Source organism: Helicobacter anatolicus, from assembly GCF_021300615.1.
GTDB classification, from domain to species: domain Bacteria; phylum Campylobacterota; class Campylobacteria; order Campylobacterales; family Helicobacteraceae; genus Helicobacter_H; species Helicobacter_H anatolicus.
Map to the genome: position 1 here is coordinate 79,587 of NZ_JAJTMY010000003.1, position 19,319 is coordinate 98,905.

At 32.6% G+C, this 19,319-nt stretch carries 21 protein-coding genes; 3 read left to right on the forward strand and 18 right to left on the reverse strand.

Annotated features, from left to right (window positions below):
- The 18 genes from rbfA to LW133_RS04785 are packed head-to-tail and all read right to left on the reverse strand — an operon-like array spanning position 1 to position 16,253.
- Positions 1 to 345, reverse strand: coding sequence for a 30S ribosome-binding factor RbfA (gene rbfA, locus LW133_RS04700; protein ID WP_233037925.1), 345 nt, complete (start codon positions 343 to 345; stop codon positions 1 to 3).
- Entirely contained in the window at positions 346 to 2,922 is a 2,577-nt protein-coding gene (gene infB / locus LW133_RS04705; RefSeq protein ID WP_233077079.1) for a translation initiation factor IF-2, read from the reverse strand. It lies immediately after the preceding gene.
- A complete protein-coding gene (locus tag LW133_RS04710; RefSeq protein WP_233077080.1) occupies positions 2,907 to 3,182 on the reverse strand; it encodes a DUF448 domain-containing protein in 276 nt (91 codons plus the stop codon). Before LW133_RS04710 ends, infB begins: the two co-directional genes overlap by 16 nt.
- 15 nt (positions 3,183 to 3,197) lie before the next feature.
- Positions 3,198 to 4,082, reverse strand: a complete 885-nt coding sequence (thrB, locus tag LW133_RS04715) for a homoserine kinase (protein WP_233077081.1) — start codon at positions 4,080 to 4,082, stop codon at positions 3,198 to 3,200.
- Between the two features lie 29 nt (positions 4,083 to 4,111).
- On the reverse strand, positions 4,112 to 4,567 hold the full coding sequence (locus LW133_RS04720) for a hypothetical protein (RefSeq protein WP_233077082.1): 456 nt from the start codon (positions 4,565 to 4,567) through the stop codon (positions 4,112 to 4,114).
- A complete protein-coding gene (gene lpxC / locus LW133_RS04725; RefSeq protein WP_233077083.1) occupies positions 4,567 to 5,454 on the reverse strand; it encodes a UDP-3-O-acyl-N-acetylglucosamine deacetylase in 888 nt (295 codons plus the stop codon). The genes LW133_RS04720 and lpxC overlap by 1 nt, the downstream gene beginning before the upstream one ends.
- Positions 5,451 to 6,005: a septum site-determining protein MinC gene (locus tag LW133_RS04730; protein WP_233077084.1), complete on the reverse strand. Its 555-nt coding sequence runs from the start codon at positions 6,003 to 6,005 to the stop codon at positions 5,451 to 5,453. The genes lpxC and LW133_RS04730 overlap by 4 nt, the downstream gene beginning before the upstream one ends.
- 18 nt (positions 6,006 to 6,023) lie before the next feature.
- Complete coding sequence (locus tag LW133_RS04735; RefSeq protein WP_233077085.1) at positions 6,024 to 7,427, reverse strand: M23 family metallopeptidase; 1,404 nt, start codon at positions 7,425 to 7,427, stop codon at positions 6,024 to 6,026.
- A 26-nt stretch (positions 7,428 to 7,453) separates the two neighbouring features.
- Positions 7,454 to 8,485, reverse strand: coding sequence for an outer membrane beta-barrel protein (locus tag LW133_RS04740; RefSeq protein WP_233077086.1), 1,032 nt, complete (start codon positions 8,483 to 8,485; stop codon positions 7,454 to 7,456).
- Between the two features lie 9 nt (positions 8,486 to 8,494).
- Complete coding sequence (locus tag LW133_RS04745) at positions 8,495 to 9,136, reverse strand: outer membrane beta-barrel protein (RefSeq protein WP_233077087.1); 642 nt, start codon at positions 9,134 to 9,136, stop codon at positions 8,495 to 8,497.
- Positions 9,126 to 9,812, reverse strand: a complete 687-nt coding sequence (locus LW133_RS04750; RefSeq protein ID WP_233077088.1) for a hypothetical protein — start codon at positions 9,810 to 9,812, stop codon at positions 9,126 to 9,128. Before LW133_RS04750 ends, LW133_RS04745 begins: the two co-directional genes overlap by 11 nt.
- A 1-nt stretch (position 9,813) precedes the next feature.
- On the reverse strand, positions 9,814 to 11,037 hold the full coding sequence (murD, locus tag LW133_RS04755) for a UDP-N-acetylmuramoyl-L-alanine--D-glutamate ligase (protein WP_233077089.1): 1,224 nt from the start codon (positions 11,035 to 11,037) through the stop codon (positions 9,814 to 9,816).
- On the reverse strand, positions 11,034 to 12,101 hold the full coding sequence (gene mraY / locus LW133_RS04760) for a phospho-N-acetylmuramoyl-pentapeptide-transferase (protein WP_233077090.1): 1,068 nt from the start codon (positions 12,099 to 12,101) through the stop codon (positions 11,034 to 11,036). The genes murD and mraY overlap by 4 nt, the downstream gene beginning before the upstream one ends.
- A gap of 42 nt (positions 12,102 to 12,143) precedes the next feature.
- A complete protein-coding gene (locus LW133_RS04765) occupies positions 12,144 to 13,949 on the reverse strand; it encodes a mechanosensitive ion channel family protein (RefSeq protein ID WP_233077091.1) in 1,806 nt (601 codons plus the stop codon).
- 1 nt (position 13,950) lies between these two features.
- Entirely contained in the window at positions 13,951 to 14,343 is a 393-nt protein-coding gene (gene nusB, locus LW133_RS04770) for a transcription antitermination factor NusB (protein WP_233077092.1), read from the reverse strand.
- Position 14,344: 1 nt separating this feature from the next.
- Positions 14,345 to 14,809 (reverse strand): 6,7-dimethyl-8-ribityllumazine synthase, encoded by a 465-nt coding sequence (gene ribH, locus LW133_RS04775; protein ID WP_233077093.1) that lies wholly within the window; start codon positions 14,807 to 14,809, stop codon positions 14,345 to 14,347.
- Entirely contained in the window at positions 14,806 to 15,603 is a 798-nt protein-coding gene (gene kdsA / locus LW133_RS04780; RefSeq protein WP_408610463.1) for a 3-deoxy-8-phosphooctulonate synthase, read from the reverse strand. Before kdsA ends, ribH begins: the two co-directional genes overlap by 4 nt.
- Before the next feature lie 5 nt (positions 15,604 to 15,608).
- Positions 15,609 to 16,253, reverse strand: a complete 645-nt coding sequence (locus LW133_RS04785; RefSeq protein ID WP_233077095.1) for a carbonic anhydrase — start codon at positions 16,251 to 16,253, stop codon at positions 15,609 to 15,611.
- Positions 16,254 to 16,542: 289 nt separating this feature from the next.
- Between LW133_RS04785 and pyrF the strand changes: the two genes are divergently transcribed.
- The 3 genes from pyrF to LW133_RS04800 are packed head-to-tail and all read left to right on the forward strand — an operon-like array spanning position 16,543 to position 19,267.
- Complete coding sequence (gene pyrF, locus LW133_RS04790) at positions 16,543 to 17,244, forward strand: orotidine-5'-phosphate decarboxylase (RefSeq protein WP_233077096.1); 702 nt, start codon at positions 16,543 to 16,545, stop codon at positions 17,242 to 17,244.
- Entirely contained in the window at positions 17,232 to 18,062 is an 831-nt protein-coding gene (panC, locus tag LW133_RS04795; protein WP_233077097.1) for a pantoate--beta-alanine ligase, read from the forward strand. The genes pyrF and panC overlap by 13 nt, the downstream gene beginning before the upstream one ends.
- Positions 18,063 to 18,070: 8 nt before the next feature.
- Positions 18,071 to 19,267 (forward strand): Opr family porin, encoded by a 1,197-nt coding sequence (locus tag LW133_RS04800; RefSeq protein WP_233077098.1) that lies wholly within the window; start codon positions 18,071 to 18,073, stop codon positions 19,265 to 19,267.
- Positions 19,268 to 19,319 lie beyond the last annotated feature (52 nt).

Sequence of the window (19,319 nt, forward strand, 5' to 3'; positions counted from 1 at the left end):
TCACTGCTTGTTAATCTGCGCAAAAATCCTATCTAAATTATTAGTGACTACTAAGCTATCATCTTCTTTAAAAGCAAATTTTGGACATTTAAACCAACCACTTGCACTCAAAACATAATCGCGTAAAATCCCCTCAGCTTTTTGCAAAAGTCGCAACAGCTGCTTTTTTTCTTCTTTTTCTTGCGTGTCCAATAAGACAAAAACTTCTGCATTATATTTTCCTTTTGAACAAACTACTCGTGTAATACTTAAATGATTAATACGATTATCACTTAACTGCACCAAAGCCTCACTCAAAAGCTCTAGCAACAAAGATTCAGTTCTTTGTTCTTTAATTGTTTTCATTTAGATTTTTTGCACCTTTTCTATTTGCTTATAAGTTTCAAACACATCACCAATTTGAATATCATTAAAATTCTCTAACATAATTCCACACTCATAGCCTTTGCTTACTTCTCTTGCATCATCTTTAAAACGCTTTAATGAAGCAATCACACCATCATGTATCACTACACCATTACGAATTAATCGAATCTTAATTCCACGCTGTATCACACCATCTACCACCATACAACCAGCAATAGTTCCTACCTTAGCAATACTAAAAGTTTCACGCACCTCTGCTTGACCTGTATGCTCCTCTTCATAAACCGGAGACATCATACCAGATACCAATGCCTTCATATCATCAATCAAGCCATAAATGATAGAATAAGTCTTAATCTCTACTCCAAATTCCTTGCTTTTTGTTTTGACTACACCTGTAGGACGGATATTAAAGCCTAGAATCAAACAATTTTTACTTGCTGCTGCTAAAGCTACATCACTCTCTGAAATACCCCCTACACCAGAATTAATCACATTAATCTCTACTTCATCATTATTTAATTTCATAAGGCTAGCCTTAATTGCCTCCAAACTTCCTTGTGTATCCGCTTTAATAATTACAGGTAAAGACTTAAGGTTACCTTTTGCTACCATTTCTGCCAACTCATCAAAAGATACTTTTGTGGTTTTAGAAAGCTCTTTTTGTCTGTGATAATTGCTTCTTTTTTGTGCATATTCCTTAGCAGCCGAATCGCTTTCCACACTTGCAAGTATAATCCCTGCAGAAGGTATATCTCCAAGCCCTACAACAACTGCCACACCCGATGGTCCAACTTCACTAATATTTTGCCCTCTATGATCAATCAAAGCTCTTACACGCCCATAAGTAGTATCAGCTACAATAGAATCCCCGACTCTAAGCGTCCCATCTTGCACAATAATTGTAGCCACAGGACCTCTTCCCTTATCCATACTACCTTCTAAAACCACAGCCTTAGCTTTTTTATTTGCATTAGCTTTTAACTCCAAAATTTCTGCTTGAATTAAAATCGTTTCAAGCAATGTTTCAATCCCTTCACCTGTTTTTGCAGAAACACCAATAAACTCATATTCCCCGCCCCAATCATTTGGCGTAAATCCAAGCTCTGCGCATTCTGCTTTTAATTTATCAATATTAATATTTTCTTTATCAATTTTATTCATTGCAACAATAATTTGCACACCTGCTGCCTTTGCATGATTAAATGCCTCAACTGTTTGTTGTTTTACCCCATCATCTGCAGCCACTACAATAATAGCAATATCTGTAATTTGCGCTCCTCTGCTACGCATCTCTGCAAAAGCCTCATGTCCAGGAGTGTCGATAAAAGAAATCATATTGCCATTTTTTTCAACACTATAAGCACCAATATGTTGTGTAATACCACCAGATTCTCCACTTGCTACCCTACTATTGCGTATTTTATCAAGCAAGGAGGTTTTACCATGATCTACATGACCCATAATTGTTACAACTGGTGGTCTGACTGAAAGATCTTTTTCATCACTCTCTTCTGTTGTAATATATTCCAATTCATCAAGATTATTTTGCAAGTTATAGCTAATTTGAAATTCTTCGCACAAAATTTCAATAGCATCGCGATCTAAAAAATCATTTTTTGTCACCATGGTACCAAGATTAAAAAGCACTTTTACTACTTCATTAAGCTTTAATCCTGCCAAATCCGCAAATTCATATACACGCACCTCCTCAGGAATTGTAACCATGTCTTTTTTATCTTGATTTTCCTTTTTATCACTTTCTTTAAATTTATTTTTCTTTTTACTCCTTCTACCGATGCCCCCCTCACTCATCCAAGGATTTTTTTTCTGCACCTTAATTCTATCAACCATAGCCTGCTTTTGTTGTGCATCTTTTTCCTCATCTTGTATATCTTGTTCATGCAAATCAAATAACATAATTTCATTGCTATCATCTTCATCATAGTCGTGATCTGCGATTTCTCTTTCTAAATCCATTTTTTGTTCATGTTGTTTATGGGAAACTGGTGGTTGCTTAACCTTAACTTTTTTTACTACTTTTTCTTGTTCTGGAGCTTTATCTTCTTGAATACTATCAAACATTGCCTGCATGCTTGGAAAGTGGGATTTTTTAACTTCTACTTTATTCTCACCTATTTCATTTTCATTGTTTCTTTTTACAATCCTTATGCCTGTACGTCGCATGGCTAATTGTTGCGCAGGTTCCTGAGAGACAATTTCTAAAATTTCACTTTGACTATTTTGTTTTTTTGCAAGAGAGTCGGGGGATTTTTTTACTACTTTTTTTACAGCCTCTTTCACAACCTTTGGCTTTTTCTCTTCTTTGGGTTTTTTCTCATCCTTTTTCTTTACCTGCGGTTGCAACTCTTGCAGTAATTTATCCAGACTCACTTTTCCCATATAATGACTCACAATAAGTTCTGCAAATTTTTGCTCAATACTACTTGTGGTAACCTTAACAGATAAACCCAATTCTTTCACAAATTCCAAAACATCTTTAGGTTGCTTTCCAACTTCGTTCGCGATTTCTGATATTTTTATTTTTGATGACATGTCTTTCTTATCTCCTGAATTCCAAATTGGATTTTTTCCTTACTTTTTGGGGCGTGCTTTATTTTCAGAATACTTTGAAAAATTTTTTCTTTATCAAGGCAGATTCTACAAAGATAAAAACTTCTGCCAAAACCATTAAAAAAAATGATGTCATCATTTTCGATCTTTAAACGAATAAGGTCTTTTTGCAAAAATCTTTGACGACAACCCACGCACATTCTTGTGGTCTTTTTTATTTCAAAATCTCTAAAATTCCTCATCATTATACCAAAATTTTATTCTTTCTCAATTCTTAAGCCCTCGTTATCAAATGCCAAATCCAAAACCCTAAAATTTGTAAACTTATCTTGCAATGCTTTAGCAATTCTTGGAGCATCATCCTTGAAACATATATTTAAAAATGAAGAACCGCTGCCTGAAAGAGTGCTCATCAAAGCCCCTTTATCTAAAGCTATTTTTTGCACAGAAAATAAAACAGGGTATTGCTTCATTCTACGATATTGATGCATTCTATCCTTGCTAGCAATTCGTAACAAATCCCACTTTTTTTGAGCAAATGCCATTGTCATTAAAGATGCATGTGATAAATTATATGTAGTGTCTACACTACTATAATATTTTGGTAATGTTTGTCTTGAATGTTTTGTTGAAGTTGCGCGATTAGGAATGACCACCACAGCGCGTATGTCATCAGGTATATTTTCTCTAAGATGATAAACACGATTTTTTTCTACAACAGCAACATTAAATCCTCCAAAAATTGCTGGAGTAATATTATCAGGATGATTTTCATACACCAATGCTGTATCGAGAATTTTTTGCTTATCTATACTACCATTTTGCATTAATTGTGCCATACCAATTGCACCACTAATTACTGCAGAACTACTCCCAAGTCCTCGAGAAATAGGAATCTTATTATTAAAAAAAAATGAATACTTATCTTTTGCGATATTTGTTTTTTCCAAGTTTTGCATAAAAATTTTGACAAAGACATTGTCAACCTTGATTTTTAAATATCCCTCTCCCTCGCCAACTATTTTAATACTTTGATACTTTGCTTTTTCCACATGAAAAAAATTTCTAAAATCCAAACTCAATCCCAAAGAATCAAATCCTGGTCCTAGATTTGCACTGGTTGCAGGAACACTAATAATCATTTCATTCCTTAATTTTTTTTATATTATACTTAAATCGGAGGAACAATATATAATGGCACACACTCTTGATTAAAATCTTCTTGCTGTAATTTTTCTGGCAACATAAAATCATTTAGAATCTCACATTCTCGATTCTCTAAAGAAATTTCACCATCTTTTTTTATAAAAAACTGACTACCAAAAGCTCGAATAGGTCGTTGCTTATTAAAATAAAAATGATCTACCGCAAAAAGTTCTAGATTTGTAAGATTTTTTAAAGTATGCACAAAAATATGCAAAAGTTTCAATGCACTCAAACTATTAGGCCCTCTAGCATAAAAAATTGCCCTAACCTGATAATGTTTTTTAATCTCTATCCATAACTCTAAAAGTGCATCTAGAGTTTTTTGCCTGCTTTCATATTTTTTTATCAAGGATTTTTCTACATAAATCCCACATTGCACCAAAGATGAAGAACAAACAAGCAAAATAGAAGCTTCTTGCATTATGCAAACTCTTGTGATAATTCTAAAGATTTTTCAAGCTCTTTAGATTCTACAAGCTCATAAGCACCATTTTCCTCTAAAATTTTTTGCGTCAATAAAGCATTTAATTTATGACTCCCTGCAAAAGATACATAACTTCCTAAAAGTGGCATACCAAGAATAGCCATATCCCCTATCGCATCTAAAATTTTATGACGCACAAACTCTTCTTTATAACGTAAACCCTCTTTATTTAAAATCCCATTTTCATCTAAAACGATACAATTATTCAAATTGCCACCTAAGCCAAGCCCAATAGATCGCAAATAATTTACCTCTTGCAAAAATCCAAAAGTTCGTGCTCTAGCAATCTCTTCTTTATAGTTTTGTTTACTGAAAATAAATTTATATTTTTGTTGCTTGATAGCAGGATGAGGAAAATCAATAGAAAAATCAAAAATTGTCTGATTACTAGGCTCAATACGCACAAATTTATCCCCCTCTTTTACCTCTATAGGTTTTTTAATTGCCATAATCTTTTTGTTTGCATCTAATACTCTTATACCTGCTTCATCTAAAAGCATACAGTATCCTATCGCGCTTCCATCCATAATTGGAATTTCTTCATTATCTACAGAAATTTTTAAATTATCAATCCCATAAGCATAGATTGCTGAAAGTAAATGTTCAATTGTAGAAATTTTTGCATCCCCCAAACTCAATACAGTTGCCATTGTAGTATTAGTAACATTTTGAGGTTTCATAGGGATACTTACCCCTAAATCACTACGATAAAAAATAATTCCACTATCTGCCTCCAATGGCTCTAAAACCATTTTTACAGGCACTCCTTTATGTAAGCCAATACCTACAAGCTCTACTTTTTTATTAATTGTTTTTTGTTTCATTTTAATTCCTTAATGGTAATACAATCTCCATTTCTTACAACAAGCTTTAAAATATCTTGATTTGCATTAATCATATTCAACATAGAATCCGAAAAAATCTGTCCTGCAAAAATCAAGGGATTTCCTACAATCGACTTTAAAATTAAATATTTTCCTCCACATTCAATACGCCCCTCACATTTTCCAAAAATTACAAGATTTCCAGATGCATAAATTTTAGCACCATTATGAATATTTTCACAGATAATCAAATCTCCATCATGCTCTACCTCTTCACCACTTCTTGTAGGTTTGGAAATTACTCTTAATTGTGATTTTTCTGCAACATTTTCTACTTGATGACTATTTTGTTTAAATGAATAATTTGGCACAAAATAAGTAAGATTTAGCTCCTGTGTTAATGCCTGTATCTCTTCTTGTGGTGTAGATGTGAAAATAATCAAATAATCTTTAAGCAAAACAGAATTTTTTACCAAAAACTCTACACATTCTTGTAAATTTGTATTATCAATTTCAAAAGCTCTAATTGTTTTTTGTTTTACTTTGACCACTTCCTGTCCTTAAATAATTTATTTTTTGCCTTCAATAATATTTTGTGCCTTTAAAAATACATCTGTAATATTGCTTTTAATCCATTTGGCATCCATCCACTCTGCTACGCGTACTGGATGTCCTTGCACCAAAATTCCTAAATGCAAATGATCCCCAAATGCCCAACCTGTTTGTCCTGTCTTGCCAATCTCTGTGTATGCATTAATCACATCACCTGCTTTTACTTCAAACTCTGACATATGAGAATATAAAGAAGATAATCCCATACCATGATCAATTAAAACCGTATTACCATACACGCCAAGAAGTCCTGTAAAAAGTACTTCACCTGCATTTGTACTAAGAATCGGTGCATTTTTATAATTAGCAATATCAAGTCCTAAATGCATAGAATGTGAAAACTTTTTATCTTTATAAAGATATGTTCTATCATCTCCAAAACTCCCTACAACTTGTGCTTTTTTAAGTGGTAAAAAAACATTAAAGTGTATTGGCTTTAAATATCCTTGATAATCTGATGCATTTGTAGTTCTAAATATAATATTTTCATCTTTATTGCGAATTAACTCATTGATATATTTAAATTTTTCCAATGGTTCGCTAAAACTACTAGGAGATCTCTCACCAATCACATCAATCAAATGATCTAATTTTGTATTTAAAAATTGATCGCTAATTTTTATTTTAGAAAAACGATAATGCACATTAGGATCTTTAATAATTGGAATTGCAACTTTTTTTGTATTAAATGCCTGATCAATTGCTGTAATTGTGCCATTAAAAATTTTATTTCGTATAGACCAAGCAATTAAGACTGCATAATACCCTTTTTGCAAAAATGGAAAAGCCTTAAACTGATCTGTGCCATTTGTCACAATTACTTCTCTTGTGCTTTTATCTTCGATTTTAAAAATCAAAAGTGCACTACCTCCATAAGAAATCTTATAAGAACTTGCCACCATTCTTACCAAAGGTGCTTCAGTATCTACTTCAAAATCAAATTTTAATTTTGTAGTATTTCCACTAAAAAAATGAGAATTACTCCAATCATTTACAATAATTTCATAAAAAATATGCTCGTTTTCTTTCAACATAACATTTGGCTTTGGTAATAAAACTTTTAAATGCTCTGGTCTTTGTACAATCGCTTCTTGTTTATCGATTAAAATGCTTCCATTTTCACTTTTTGCAATGATTCTATAACTTCTAATTCCACTGGCATCCTTCATATATAAGACCATATCTCTATAAGGATTCCAAAAATTTGCCCCTGGCATTACTTCTTTTTCTTCATTGCCAATACGAACCATCATCTTTACTTCTGGTGGATTTGTTTCAAATATTTTTGAATGATAAATCCAGTAGCCAAATAATCCTATGCCAAATAAAATTAAAACTTGTAAAAGGGTTTTTAATCTCATCTGCCCACCTTTTTGCAAAAATCGCTTTAAAATAGGTAATTATAACCAATAATAAAAAAACTTGAACGCCAAAAGCTAATATCTCCAGACATTATCGCTTCGTTACCACTACTAATACTAACTTTTGATTGATTTTCTGAAATTTTTGTTTTTTCCGTATGCGTATAACTTACATTTCCAGGTTTTTCTAGTCCTAAGCGGAGTTGTGAAACAGGTATTTTAACCCCAATTTCTATACGATGTTTTGTATCAATTGCCACATTAACCCCAAAATTAACCATATAGTCAATTTGTAACAAATGCTTCCATAAGCCATTGCTATACAAACTTCTAGTTATTTCTGTTTGGCCACTCTGCCAAGATACATTAGCCAAATTAACATTTTGAATCTGATCACTAAAAAGCATTACACCAAAACCAAAACCAACAAACCCCCCAAGCTCTATTTTTTTATGAACCCTAAAATCTACAAGCATATCTAAATTCAGTGCTGCCAACAAATAATTATTTCTCCCCACATTTTTACCAAGTGCTGCCAACAAATAATTATTTCTCCCCACATTTTTACCATTTGACTTTACATGACCCCAACCCAACAAAGCATCTCCATAGATTCTAGTCCCAAAATAGCGATTAAAAAAATTCTGGTAGCCAATTTTTCCACCAAACATTCCAATTAGACTATTAAAATCCCTAGGTGCACCAAGCACAGGAAGCGAACCCTCAACATTATTATCTTGATTGTATTTATTATACTCATAACGATTATTAACTAAACCACTCCCTGCCATAATTCCTAAAAACAACCCATTTTTACTTGCTGGAATCTGAGCTCTCTGCTTTTTTATCTCTTCCAAAGATAATGCTTTTTCTCCTAATTTCTCAATCTCTTTTTTAATCCCTGAAATTTTTTGATCCAAATCTGTATTTTGATATGGCAATTCTTGAACTGACATATTTTTGGTTTTTTCTTCTTCTGGTTCTAGCACAACAAAATTAGAACTCTCTTGTGCTTGCAATAAAACACCAAAAAGCAATACTATCAAGATACTCCGCATCACCATTCCTTAAAATACATATTGATAAACCAACAAATACATACTATTAAATCTTACTTCATCACCCAAATTAAAACTTGATGGGGTATTTTTCATTTGAAAATCAATACGATGCTTCACATTCAAAATCACTCCCATCCCTATATTAAACAACATGCTCCATTGTTGAGTATTTTTATTTTTTCCTGCAATCCCTTGAAAAAAACTCCCTACACCTAGACCTGCAAAAAAAGATAAACCATATTTTTTATTTTTATCGAGCATAATATCGCCTAAAAAATCTACATTTGCACTAGGTAAGACATACCATAATAGATTTCTTGTAGTATCTACCAAATATAGTGCACTATCCACATCTATATAAGCCCGAATCCCTGCAGAAGAGTTTTTAATAAATTTTTGATACCCTACACGCATATTTAAAAGTGTAGAAATTGTACCAAAATGATAATTTAAAAATGTATTTCCAACCCCAACACCTAGCAAAACCCCATCTTTTTCCCTATTATTAGAATGTTCAAGCTCTTTATTTTCCAACTCATGGAGTTGACCTTTTAACATATAATATTCTTTTTGTTTTTCATATTCCTTTTCATTAGCAAATATTACGCAAAGATTTATCACACATATCAGAAAAATTCTAAAATACATAGTTATATCCTACACCATAAAATGCACCAAACCAATCTAGCATCGAATTTGTAAAAATCTTAAGTTCAAAATCTATGCGATTATGTCCAAATAAAGACACTCCTATACCAAAATTTGCCATAAAACTAAAAGAAGAATCCGCATTATTTTGGTATACCATATTTCCAGCAGCCACCCCAAAAATAACCCCTGCATCAAAATTTTTTACTACCGGAATATCTAACAATAAATCCCAAGCAAGCATAATGCTTGACATTCTTTCCTTACCAAATAAAGTTGTGGTAGGCAACATTGATAAATACTGCACATATGCTCTAGTACCAAGCATGCCAGGATAAGATAAACGCTCCAAAAAAGAAGGTAAAAAAGATTGGTATCCTAATTTAATTCCATAAGAAAAGGAAGGTGAAGAAGATTGATTTGATCCATAGGAAAAATATTGCTTATACGCGCTTCCTCCTAAATCTCCATCAAAACCACCCGTAATCACCCCTAAAAATACTCCTGTTTTTTTCTCGCCCCTATCTACATCTTCAATAAGCTGCGCAATTTCTTCATCAGAAAATTTTTCATAAAACATTATATAGGGATAATATTTTAAATCCAGATTCATATAATCTATTTTTTCACAAAAAGCAAAAAGAATTGTCATTATAAAAAATAGTATTTTTTTCATATTACTCCAACGCCAACTTTTGAAACAACTCCCCTCGCTCCTTATAGGATTTAAATTGATCAAGACTTGCTGCAGCAGGACTTAAAAGTGCGACTTCATTTTTTTGCAAACATGATTTTATCATCAAAACTGCTTTTTCCATCACTCCACACATTTTTGATTCAACTCCAAAATCTTGCGCTATGTTTTCTAATTTTTTTGCATTGCTGCCAATAAGATATAAAATAATATCTTTATTTTGCATTAAAGTAAAAAGCTCTTTATGGTTCGCTCCTTTATCATCACCCCCCAAAATGAGATGAATTTTCCTGTCTTGATAGCGTTTAATTGCCTCACAAGTTGCATCTACATTTGTCCCCTTGCTATCATCTACCCACAAACGCCCAAAAGAATCCAAAAATTCCTGCAAACGATGTGCACCTAATAAAAAAGCATTTAAAGATTCTAAAGAAATATTTTTATCAAAAAATCTTGCCATACAAAATGCCAAAACTGCATCAAGCAAAAATGGAGGTTTAAAAATACTTTTTTTTAAAGAAAAATTAAAGTTTTTTGCAAGATCATTCTCATCTTCATAATAAATAATTGTTGCTAGAGATTGTTTACACTCCTCAAATGTTTGAAAGTTTGCAGGAACAAAGGCTATACCATCTTTTTGCATCTGTAAAAGTGGACTTAATTTATCTTTGATATATCCTTGAAAATCTCCATGCCAATGGATATGGTCCTCTTTTACAGGAAGTAAAATATAATATTTTGGATAAGCCTTTTTTGTATAATGTAAAGTAAAAGAGCTTGTCTCTAAAATCCATATTTTTGGATTTTCTTGTGCTAATTTTGCTAGAGGATAACCAATATTCCCCCCACTTTTCCCTCCCACTTTTTGTAATAAAAATTCTAACATTTGCGTGGTAGTAGTTTTGCCATTTGTTCCGCTAATCCAAATGCTTTTATCCTTAAAATAATCAAAGAAAAAATCATATTCACTATAAAGATTCTTTGCCTTTCTAATCATAGGGTGAGAAGGCGGAATCCCTGGACTTGTAATTTCTATTACAGAATCTTTTGTTTCAAAAAATCTTGAAGGATAAAAAGTTTTTTTATTTTCCTGTTTCACTTCCTTGCAATAATCATCAAAAATATCGCAATCCACACCATTTTGATTCAAAAATTCTGCAATTGCCTCTGTTGTAGTACCATAACCAAGAAGAGAAACTTTTTTCATCGAATTTTTAAACTCATCAATGCAATAATATTACTCAGAATAGCAATAATCCAAAAACGCACAATAATCTTATTTTCCGCCCAACCTTTTTTTTCAAAATGATGATGAATAGGTGCCATCAAGAATATTTTTTTATTCCGCGTTTTATAACTTCCAATTTGTAAAATTACAGACAAAGTTTCAATAACAAAAATAGATCCAATCAAAATCAACAATATTTCATTATTAGAAACAATCGCCATGTACGCAATAAATCCACCTGTTGCTAAACTCCCACTATCCCCCATAAAAACTTGTGCAGGATGACAGTTATACCACAAGAATCCAAAAAGCGCCCCAATAAAAGCCACAGAAACAACAAATAATTCTCCAGCATCTGTAATTCTAGGCCACAAAAGATATTTTGCCAACTCATAATTCCCCGCAATATACACGAAAATTGACAACGAAATTAACGCACAAATACTAGGCACTGTAGCAAGCCCATCTAGACCATCTGTGATATTTACCGCATTTGTTGTCGCCAAAAAGACTAAAATCCAAAAGCAAGTGCTTACTAAAGGAAAATCCCCCATATAAAAAAGTGGTTTTTTCATAAAAGGTACATACAAACTTGAATCAAAATTAATTACATAACTCAGATAAAAAGACACAAGCAACGACAAAGAAAATAAAAAAAACATTTTACTTCTAGGATTCATTCCTGCATTATTTTTTGCAGAAATTTTTACATAATCATCTCTTGCCCCAATCAAACAAAATCCCAACAAAACAATTAGCCCCAAAAACACAAAACTATTTGTAAATTGTGCACTAACTAAAGATGCAACAATAGCACTAAACACAAACACAATTCCACCCATTGTCGGAGTATTATGCTTGGATTGATGTGCTGGAACAAATTTAGAAATTGGCTGGCTAGCATTAGATTTCTTTGCCCATGCCATAAAATAAGGCATTAAAACCACACATAAAAAAAATGCTAAAAAAAAGCTAATCCCTGCCCTAAAAGTAATATAGCGAAATACATTGATTCCAAATTCAGAATACAAATAATATAGCATTTAAACACCTTTGTTCAAAAATCAAAATTCTATCATAGAATCCTATAGATCTTTTGTTGCTACAGGCAAGGATTCTACATAAACACTTTGAGAAGGAAAAGCAAAGCTAAGGTTATTGTTTTTTACAATTTCCATGATTTTAAACATCACATCTTCCTTGATATTCAAAAATTCACCCCAAACTACACTCTTTGAAAAACAATACACCAAAATATTAATTGAGCTATCTTCAAAAGTATCCAAAACAACAAATAAATTATCTTTATATCCCAATAAATCTTCCATAGAAACAATATTTTGCTTCAAAGAGAGTTCATATTTTTCCATATTAACATCAGCCTTGATAGATTTTGCAATCCCTGAATGTGACATCAACATTTCTCTAATTTCTTTGATACATTTTTTAATATCTTCCATTGAAGAATTATAACTCACACCAACAGACATTTTAATTCTGCGTCCTATTTTTCTACGATTCCAATTTACAATTGCGGCATTTGCTAATGTAGAATTTGGCACAAGCACAAGTGCATTATCGAATGTCCTAATACTCGTACGTCTAAGCCCCATTTCTACCACACTTCCTTCAATATTTTCACATATAATCCAATCACCTTGTGAAAAAGAATTTTCAAACAAAAGCATAATAGAAGCAAAGAAATTTGCCAGCATATCTTTTAATGCCAAAGCTACTGCAAGTCCTCCAATCCCCAATGATGCCAAAATTGCAGAAATATTAAATCCTAAATATTTCAATGCAATCAGAACTCCAATCACTACAACAAAGAAATAACTTACTTTTAAAATCAAATTGATTATTTCTCTTCTAAAACCATCTTTTTTCTGTAGGATACTCCCCATAATTCCCACGCCATAAGACTGCAATAAAACAATAAAAAACCACACTCCGATCCCAATATAAGAAAGCCCAAACCAAACTTCAATTTTTTGTGGCGAAGTATTAGGATAATACAAAATACTCACTGCAATATCAAAGCTAATCAAGAGCAAGGCATAAGTAATCGGAGTGGTAATATCTTTACAAATCTTATTACGCAAATTATGATTTTTACTAGAAAGATGAGTAAAAAAATTAATAATAAAAAAAATTAGTCTTGCCAATATCTTTCTACATGTCAATAATACCACCAACGCCATCAAAGAAAGTAGGACTTTTGCAAACTCCAAAGAAAATCCATCAAAAGGAATAAAAACCGCAATTTTTTGTAAAATCCACCCCACTCCAAGATTAATCAACGCATTTTGTGGAAGTAAAGCTCTTGGATGTTCTGCAAAATACCGAACTATCTCTTTATAGGTTTGTAAAATTTCTTGATATTTTTGAATTTGTACATGCAGATAACCGTTTTGCAAATCTTTAAAATAAGGTTGTTTAGCAAGCTCTGCAGCCGCCTTACTTGCCAAAATATTCACATCATTTTCTTGTGAAAGAATCCCTATTTTTTTTAAACCCTCTGCAAAATTTTGCATAATTTCATTTAGATGTGATAAGGCATAATCCAGCCGTTGTATTGCAAGTTCCTTGGCTTTATCATTTGTTACATTTTGCTTCATATCTTTTTGCATATTTTGTAAAATTATTTTCTGTTCTTGCAAAATCTTATCAAACACCTCTGTGCTTGCCCTGGATTTCAAAAGCTCAAGTGTCAGTTTTTTGAACTCATAATTTTTTTGCTCTTCTAATAAAGCAATATCCTCAGTAGCTTTGACTTTTTGCATCACTGCAATTTGATGATTTAAAAAAATCAAATTTTCTAAAGCCATCGCAAAACTATCTGCACGCAAAAAAGCAAAAAATAGAAAGAGAGGAAAAATTATTCTCAACATCTTATCTTCCCAAAGAATCTAAGATTCCATTGATAAGTTTTGGTGCCATTTCTTCACCATAACTTTTTGCAAGTTCTACTGCCTCATTAATCACCACAGGCTTATCTGTTTGACTATACAAAATCTCATAAGCCCCCAATCGCAAGATTGCACGCTCCATACCACCGAGTTTTCTAAAATCCCAATCTTTAAGGTATTTGGCAATCTGTGTATCCAGATCTTCAAGTCTAGTAACAATACCATCAAATAATTCTAATGCAAACACTTGCTGCTTATTGCGAATCTTTTTTTCTTCTAAAATTTCCACTGCCATTTTCCTAATTTCATAATTCCCGCTATCATAGGCATACAAAAGCCCAATAACCGCTTCTCTTGCTTGCGATCTTGTCGCCATCTTAAAACTTTCTATAAAGATTAATAAGCTCAATGAGTCCACTCATTGCCTCAAATCCTTTATTACCCACCTTACTTCCTGCGCGCTCAATTGCTTGCTCAATATTTTCTGTAGTCAAAACACCAAATGTCACAGGAATATCATATTTTAATGTTGTATTAGCAATTCCTTTTGTAGCCTCAGCACTCACATAATCAAAATGCGGAGTACTTCCCCTTATAATCGCACCTAAAGTACAAACAGCATCATATTTACCACTAGCCAAAACCCTATCTAAAACAAAGGGAATCTCATATGCTCCTGGCACAAATATCACATCTAGTTTCTCTTCATTGCCACCATGTCTAACAAAACTATCCCTTGCACCTTCTACTAAACGATCTGTGATAATATGATTAAAACGACTAACAATAATTGCCACTCGCTCTTCCCCACTTAATGCAATTTTTCCTTCTAAAATATTCACGCTACACACTCCTTAATCTTCAATAAACTCTCAACCAATGCTGGCATATTGTCAGTTTTTACCATGTTTGGCCCATCGCTCAATGCAATGCTAGGATCAAAATGCGTTTCTGCAAAAAGCCCATCAATCCCAACACTAGCTGCTGCTCTAGCTAAATAAGGCACAAAACTAGAATCTCCCCCACTCTTACCTCCTGCACCCCCTGGCATTTGCACACTATGTGTCGCATCAAAAATTACAGGTGCAAATTCTCTCATAATCACCAAAGATCGCATATCTACAACCAGATTTCCGTATCCAAAAGTACTTCCACGCTCTGTTAACCATATACCAAGCTTTTTACTTTCTTCATATTTTGCTTCTTTTCCCCCACGTGTCTTAATTGCCTTTAAAACACTATATTGCATATCTTTTGGATTCATAAACTGCCCTTTTTTAATATTAATAATGCTTTTAGTTTTTGCAACCTCAACAATCAAATCTGTCTGACGACACAAAAAAGCAGGAATCTGAATCACATCAGCCACTTCTGCAATTGCTTTTGCTTGATAGCTTTCATGAATATCGGTAATAATTTTATAACCAAATTCCTTTTTAATATTATCAAGCATTAAAAGCCCTTCTTCTAAACCAGGCCCCCTAAACCCCTCTAAACTTGTGCGATTTGCCTTATCAAAACTTGCTTTAAAATAAAAGTCTATTCTTTTATCCTCTGCAATGGTCTTCAAAGATTCTGCAATGCGACTTAATTGCTCTTTACTTTCAATAACACAAGGACCGCTCAACACAATCATTCTATTCATTTTTTTTCCTTATTAATAAGTTTAAATTCTCTAGTAATCATATTGTAATTATAAATTTGTCCTGTCGAAATTATATAATACCACCCATAAATTCGCAACTCTCCACGATCAAAACGCTCTTCCACGAATGGATAAGTCATAAGATTCTCTAATTGTTGCTCAATATTAATTTGCTCAGTAAGCCATCTTTGCTTTATTTTACTTTTCGGCTTTAAGTTATTTACCTTTTGTTTTACCGGTTCAAGCAATTCAATCCATTTTTTAACATAAGGTGCTTGATTTAAAACCTCTTCTTCTTCATAAACCGCACCACAAGCCCCGCAATCACTATGACCACAAATAATAATATTTTTGATATTTAAAATACTTAATGCATATTCAATTGCAGAAGTTGTTGCTAAATATCCATCTCTAAAATTAGAATCCTGCTTATAAGGAGGGACAATATTTCCCATATTGCGTATCACAAACAAATCCCCAGGTAATGAATTTGTAATTAAGTTTGGCACCACTCTTGAATCTACACAAGTCAAAAAAAGCGTATGAGGTTCTTGGTGCTTTTCAAGACTTTGATATAGTTCCTTGTATTGCTCAAAATCATCTTCTTGGAACTTTATTGCGCCATCAAATAATTCTTTCATTTTACTCCTTAAGCTTTATCCCAAAAATATTAAATTATACCAAAGTAATGATATATATTCTCTTATATCATCAAAAAATTATTTTCTTTAGCATAGCTTTTTGCTTATTTTTACACAAAGTTTAAGATTGCAATCCTGACTTTTTTAGGTATTATTTGGGAATTTTTTACATTTCCTGTAAAATTAAAGTATCATAAAATTATTTTAACTATTGCAATATGCTTTATGGCTTTCTTAAACTCAAGGTCATCAAAAATAAGCAATATTTCTTTTATTATAAAGGAGTAGAATGGAACTTTGCCTCGCCCTAGATCTCAGTACCAAAGAACAAAATCTCACATTACTTAATACGCTCAAAATTTTCCCCAAGCTCTGGGTAAAAGTAGGTTTAAGAAGTTTTATCCGTGATGGTATTCCTTTTTTAGAATCCATTAAGACTATTAATCCTGATTTTAAGATATTTTTAGATCTAAAACTCTATGACATACCAAATACAATGGCAGATGCGGCTTTTGAATGCGCAAATCTTGGTGTAGACATGATCACAATCCATACAAGTAGTGGAAAAAATGCAATGCAAACAATAATGGAAAGACTGGCTCCACTAAAAAAACGACCCCTTGTTTTGGGTGTTACTGCACTCACAAGCTTTAGTAATGAAGATTTTCAAACCATCTATCACAAAAATATTCAAGATCAAGCTATAAATCTCGCTACACTAGCTTATCAAAGCGCATTAGATGGAATAGTTTGCTCTGTTTTTGAAAGCCTAGAAATCAAAAAACACACTACAAATTCTTTTATCACACTTACTCCAGGAATCCGCCCTTTTAACGAAGATAATAATGATCAAAAAAGAGTGGGGACAATCCTTGATGCTTTCAAAAACAAATCAGATTTTATTGTTATAGGACGTCCAATTTATAAACATGATTCTCCAAAATCAGTGGTAGAGAATATTTACAAGGAGATAGAAAAATGCAAATCCTAAAAAATGTAGAGGAATTAATATCTTATAGAAGGTCTCTTCCATCCAATAGCAATGTTGGGCTAGTCCCAACAATGGGTGCACTCCACAAAGGACATCAAAGCCTAATCCAACGATCTGTGGCTAATAATTCACACACAATTTTAAGTATTTTTGTCAATCCTACACAATTTGGTCCTACAGAAGATTTTGAAAAATATCCACGCACCTTGCAAAAAGATTGCGAAATTGCTAAATCTTGTGGTGTGAGTGCAGTTTTTGCCCCTGAAATTACAGAAATGTATCCCAATAATGATGAAATCACGCTACATCCACCTAAAAATATGGGCTATATCTTTGAAGGTTTTATCCGTGATGGACATTTTGATGGAGTTTTACAAATTGTATTAAAACTCTTTCATCTCATTCAACCGCATTTTGCATACTTTGGACAAAAAGATGCGCAACAACTTCTCATTATTAAACGATTAGTAAAAGATACATTTTTACCACTAAAAATTATTCCTTGTCCAACAATTAGAGACACTGATGGTCTAGCACTTAGCTCAAGAAATATTTATCTATCAGCTACACAAAGACAACATGCACTAGAGATTCCACAAAGTCTTCAATATATCAAAGAACTTATCAATAATGGCACAGAGGACACAAAAACTCTTATTAAAAGTGCAAAACAAATACTAAAAAATATTACACTAGATTATCTTGCCATCACAGATTATAATCTTCAGGAAATCTCTACTATACAACCTAATAACTCCTTGGTGCTTATTGCAGCAAAAGTAGGTAATACAAGACTAATTGATAATCTCTGGCTATAAGGATTTTAATGTTTCAAAAATTAAAATTTTTTTCCATTTTTTTACTTTTTATACATGCTTTTGCTTATGACAATATCGACGAGGCTCTAAAAAATGGTGTTACAAAGGGCGATATTATTTTATTTGGAGACTATCAAAAACTAAGCTCTAAAAGCTCTAGCATTATTACACCAAATAATCTTTCTACCTACGCGTATCTAGGAAATACAGGCTATATTTTAGGAAATGTTCGCTTAGGCTATACCTCTGGATTCTATAAAAATGTACGCGCTGCTATTAGTTTTGCTGCAGCTCTCCCTATCTATAATCATCATACAAAATTACTACTACCCACAGGCAATACAGATTCCCAAAAAGATTTTTTTAATCGCAATCAAGCCGCAATTGGAGAAAGTTTTTTAGAGTATTTTGATGGAGACACTAACATTAAATTAGGGCGGATTTATTTAGCAAATGAATGGAGCAATATGCTCTCTGATGGTTTTTGGTTTCGTAACAAAACAATTAACAAACTCCTTATTGAGGCATTTTGGGCAAAAACTTATGGAAGAATTGATTACTATCAAATGACAGATTTTAGAGAAATCAATTCCCTTAGCCTCTTTGGAATTGCAAATCTCGGAATAAAATATGATATTTTTGATGAATTATTATCTCTCAAAGCTTATAGCTACTTTGCACCTAATGTTTTTACTGCATTTGGCACAAGAATTAATGCTCTATTCAATGTTTGGAATCTAAAAATTGGCGGAGAATTTGGTGCGACCTATAGCATCCAACACTCATCCAATACCAAAAATGCTTATGTAATTGACACAAATGCTTTTATCAACTATAAAGAATATCTAAGTTTTAAAATAGGATATATCCACACAAGTAAAGATTCTGGTATGGGGAATTTAAATATCTTAGGTGACACCATTACTCCATTTTTTGTCTGGGGAGGCAAAGCAATACGCACACAAAAAAATGCCAATCTTTTTTATGGAAGTCTTAATGCAAAATTCCAACAATTTACCTTTTCTCTTACTTATGGTACCACCTCATTTGGAACGCACCATCGACAAAATGAAATAGACTTTACAACAGAAATTGGTATTACAAATAATGTATTTATGCTTTTTAACCTTCTAAATACGCATCTTGATTCTCAAGTCATTCCTACGACCACGCAAATCAATGGAGGTATACGCTTAAGATTCTAAATAATATCTTTATTAATTAATTAATAATAGAATGAAATATTATTTATTTTTT

What these genes read in the sequence shown, in the direction of transcription:
- rbfA (WP_233037925.1), bottom strand. Translation starts at nt 345, where the DNA reads ATGAAAACAATTAAAGAACAAAGAACTGAATCTTTGTTGCTAGAGCTT.
- infB (WP_233077079.1), bottom strand. Translation starts at nt 2,922, where the DNA reads ATGTCATCAAAAATAAAAATATCAGAAATCGCGAACGAAGTTGGAAAG.
- LW133_RS04710 (WP_233077080.1), bottom strand. Translation starts at nt 3,182, where the DNA reads ATGAGGAATTTTAGAGATTTTGAAATAAAAAAGACCACAAGAATGTGC.
- thrB (WP_233077081.1), bottom strand. Translation starts at nt 4,082, where the DNA reads ATGATTATTAGTGTTCCTGCAACCAGTGCAAATCTAGGACCAGGATTT.
- LW133_RS04720 (WP_233077082.1), bottom strand. Translation starts at nt 4,567, where the DNA reads ATGCAAGAAGCTTCTATTTTGCTTGTTTGTTCTTCATCTTTGGTGCAA.
- lpxC (WP_233077083.1), bottom strand. Translation starts at nt 5,454, where the DNA reads ATGAAACAAAAAACAATTAATAAAAAAGTAGAGCTTGTAGGTATTGGC.
- LW133_RS04735 (WP_233077085.1), bottom strand. Translation starts at nt 7,427, where the DNA reads ATGAGATTAAAAACCCTTTTACAAGTTTTAATTTTATTTGGCATAGGA.
- LW133_RS04740 (WP_233077086.1), bottom strand. Translation starts at nt 8,485, where the DNA reads ATGCGGAGTATCTTGATAGTATTGCTTTTTGGTGTTTTATTGCAAGCA.
- LW133_RS04745 (WP_233077087.1), bottom strand. Translation starts at nt 9,136, where the DNA reads ATGTATTTTAGAATTTTTCTGATATGTGTGATAAATCTTTGCGTAATA.
- LW133_RS04750 (WP_233077088.1), bottom strand. Translation starts at nt 9,812, where the DNA reads ATGAAAAAAATACTATTTTTTATAATGACAATTCTTTTTGCTTTTTGT.
- murD (WP_233077089.1), bottom strand. Translation starts at nt 11,037, where the DNA reads ATGAAAAAAGTTTCTCTTCTTGGTTATGGTACTACAACAGAGGCAATT.
- mraY (WP_233077090.1), bottom strand. Translation starts at nt 12,101, where the DNA reads ATGCTATATTATTTGTATTCTGAATTTGGAATCAATGTATTTCGCTAT.
- LW133_RS04765 (WP_233077091.1), bottom strand. Translation starts at nt 13,949, where the DNA reads ATGTTGAGAATAATTTTTCCTCTCTTTCTATTTTTTGCTTTTTTGCGT.
- nusB (WP_233077092.1), bottom strand. Translation starts at nt 14,343, where the DNA reads ATGGCGACAAGATCGCAAGCAAGAGAAGCGGTTATTGGGCTTTTGTAT.
- kdsA (WP_408610463.1), bottom strand. Translation starts at nt 15,603, where the DNA reads ATGATTGTGTTGAGCGGTCCTTGTGTTATTGAAAGTAAAGAGCAATTA.
- LW133_RS04785 (WP_233077095.1), bottom strand. Translation starts at nt 16,253, where the DNA reads ATGAAAGAATTATTTGATGGCGCAATAAAGTTCCAAGAAGATGATTTT.
- pyrF (WP_233077096.1), top strand. Translation starts at nt 16,543, where the DNA reads ATGGAACTTTGCCTCGCCCTAGATCTCAGTACCAAAGAACAAAATCTC.
- panC (WP_233077097.1), top strand. Translation starts at nt 17,232, where the DNA reads ATGCAAATCCTAAAAAATGTAGAGGAATTAATATCTTATAGAAGGTCT.
- LW133_RS04800 (WP_233077098.1), top strand. Translation starts at nt 18,071, where the DNA reads ATGTTTCAAAAATTAAAATTTTTTTCCATTTTTTTACTTTTTATACAT.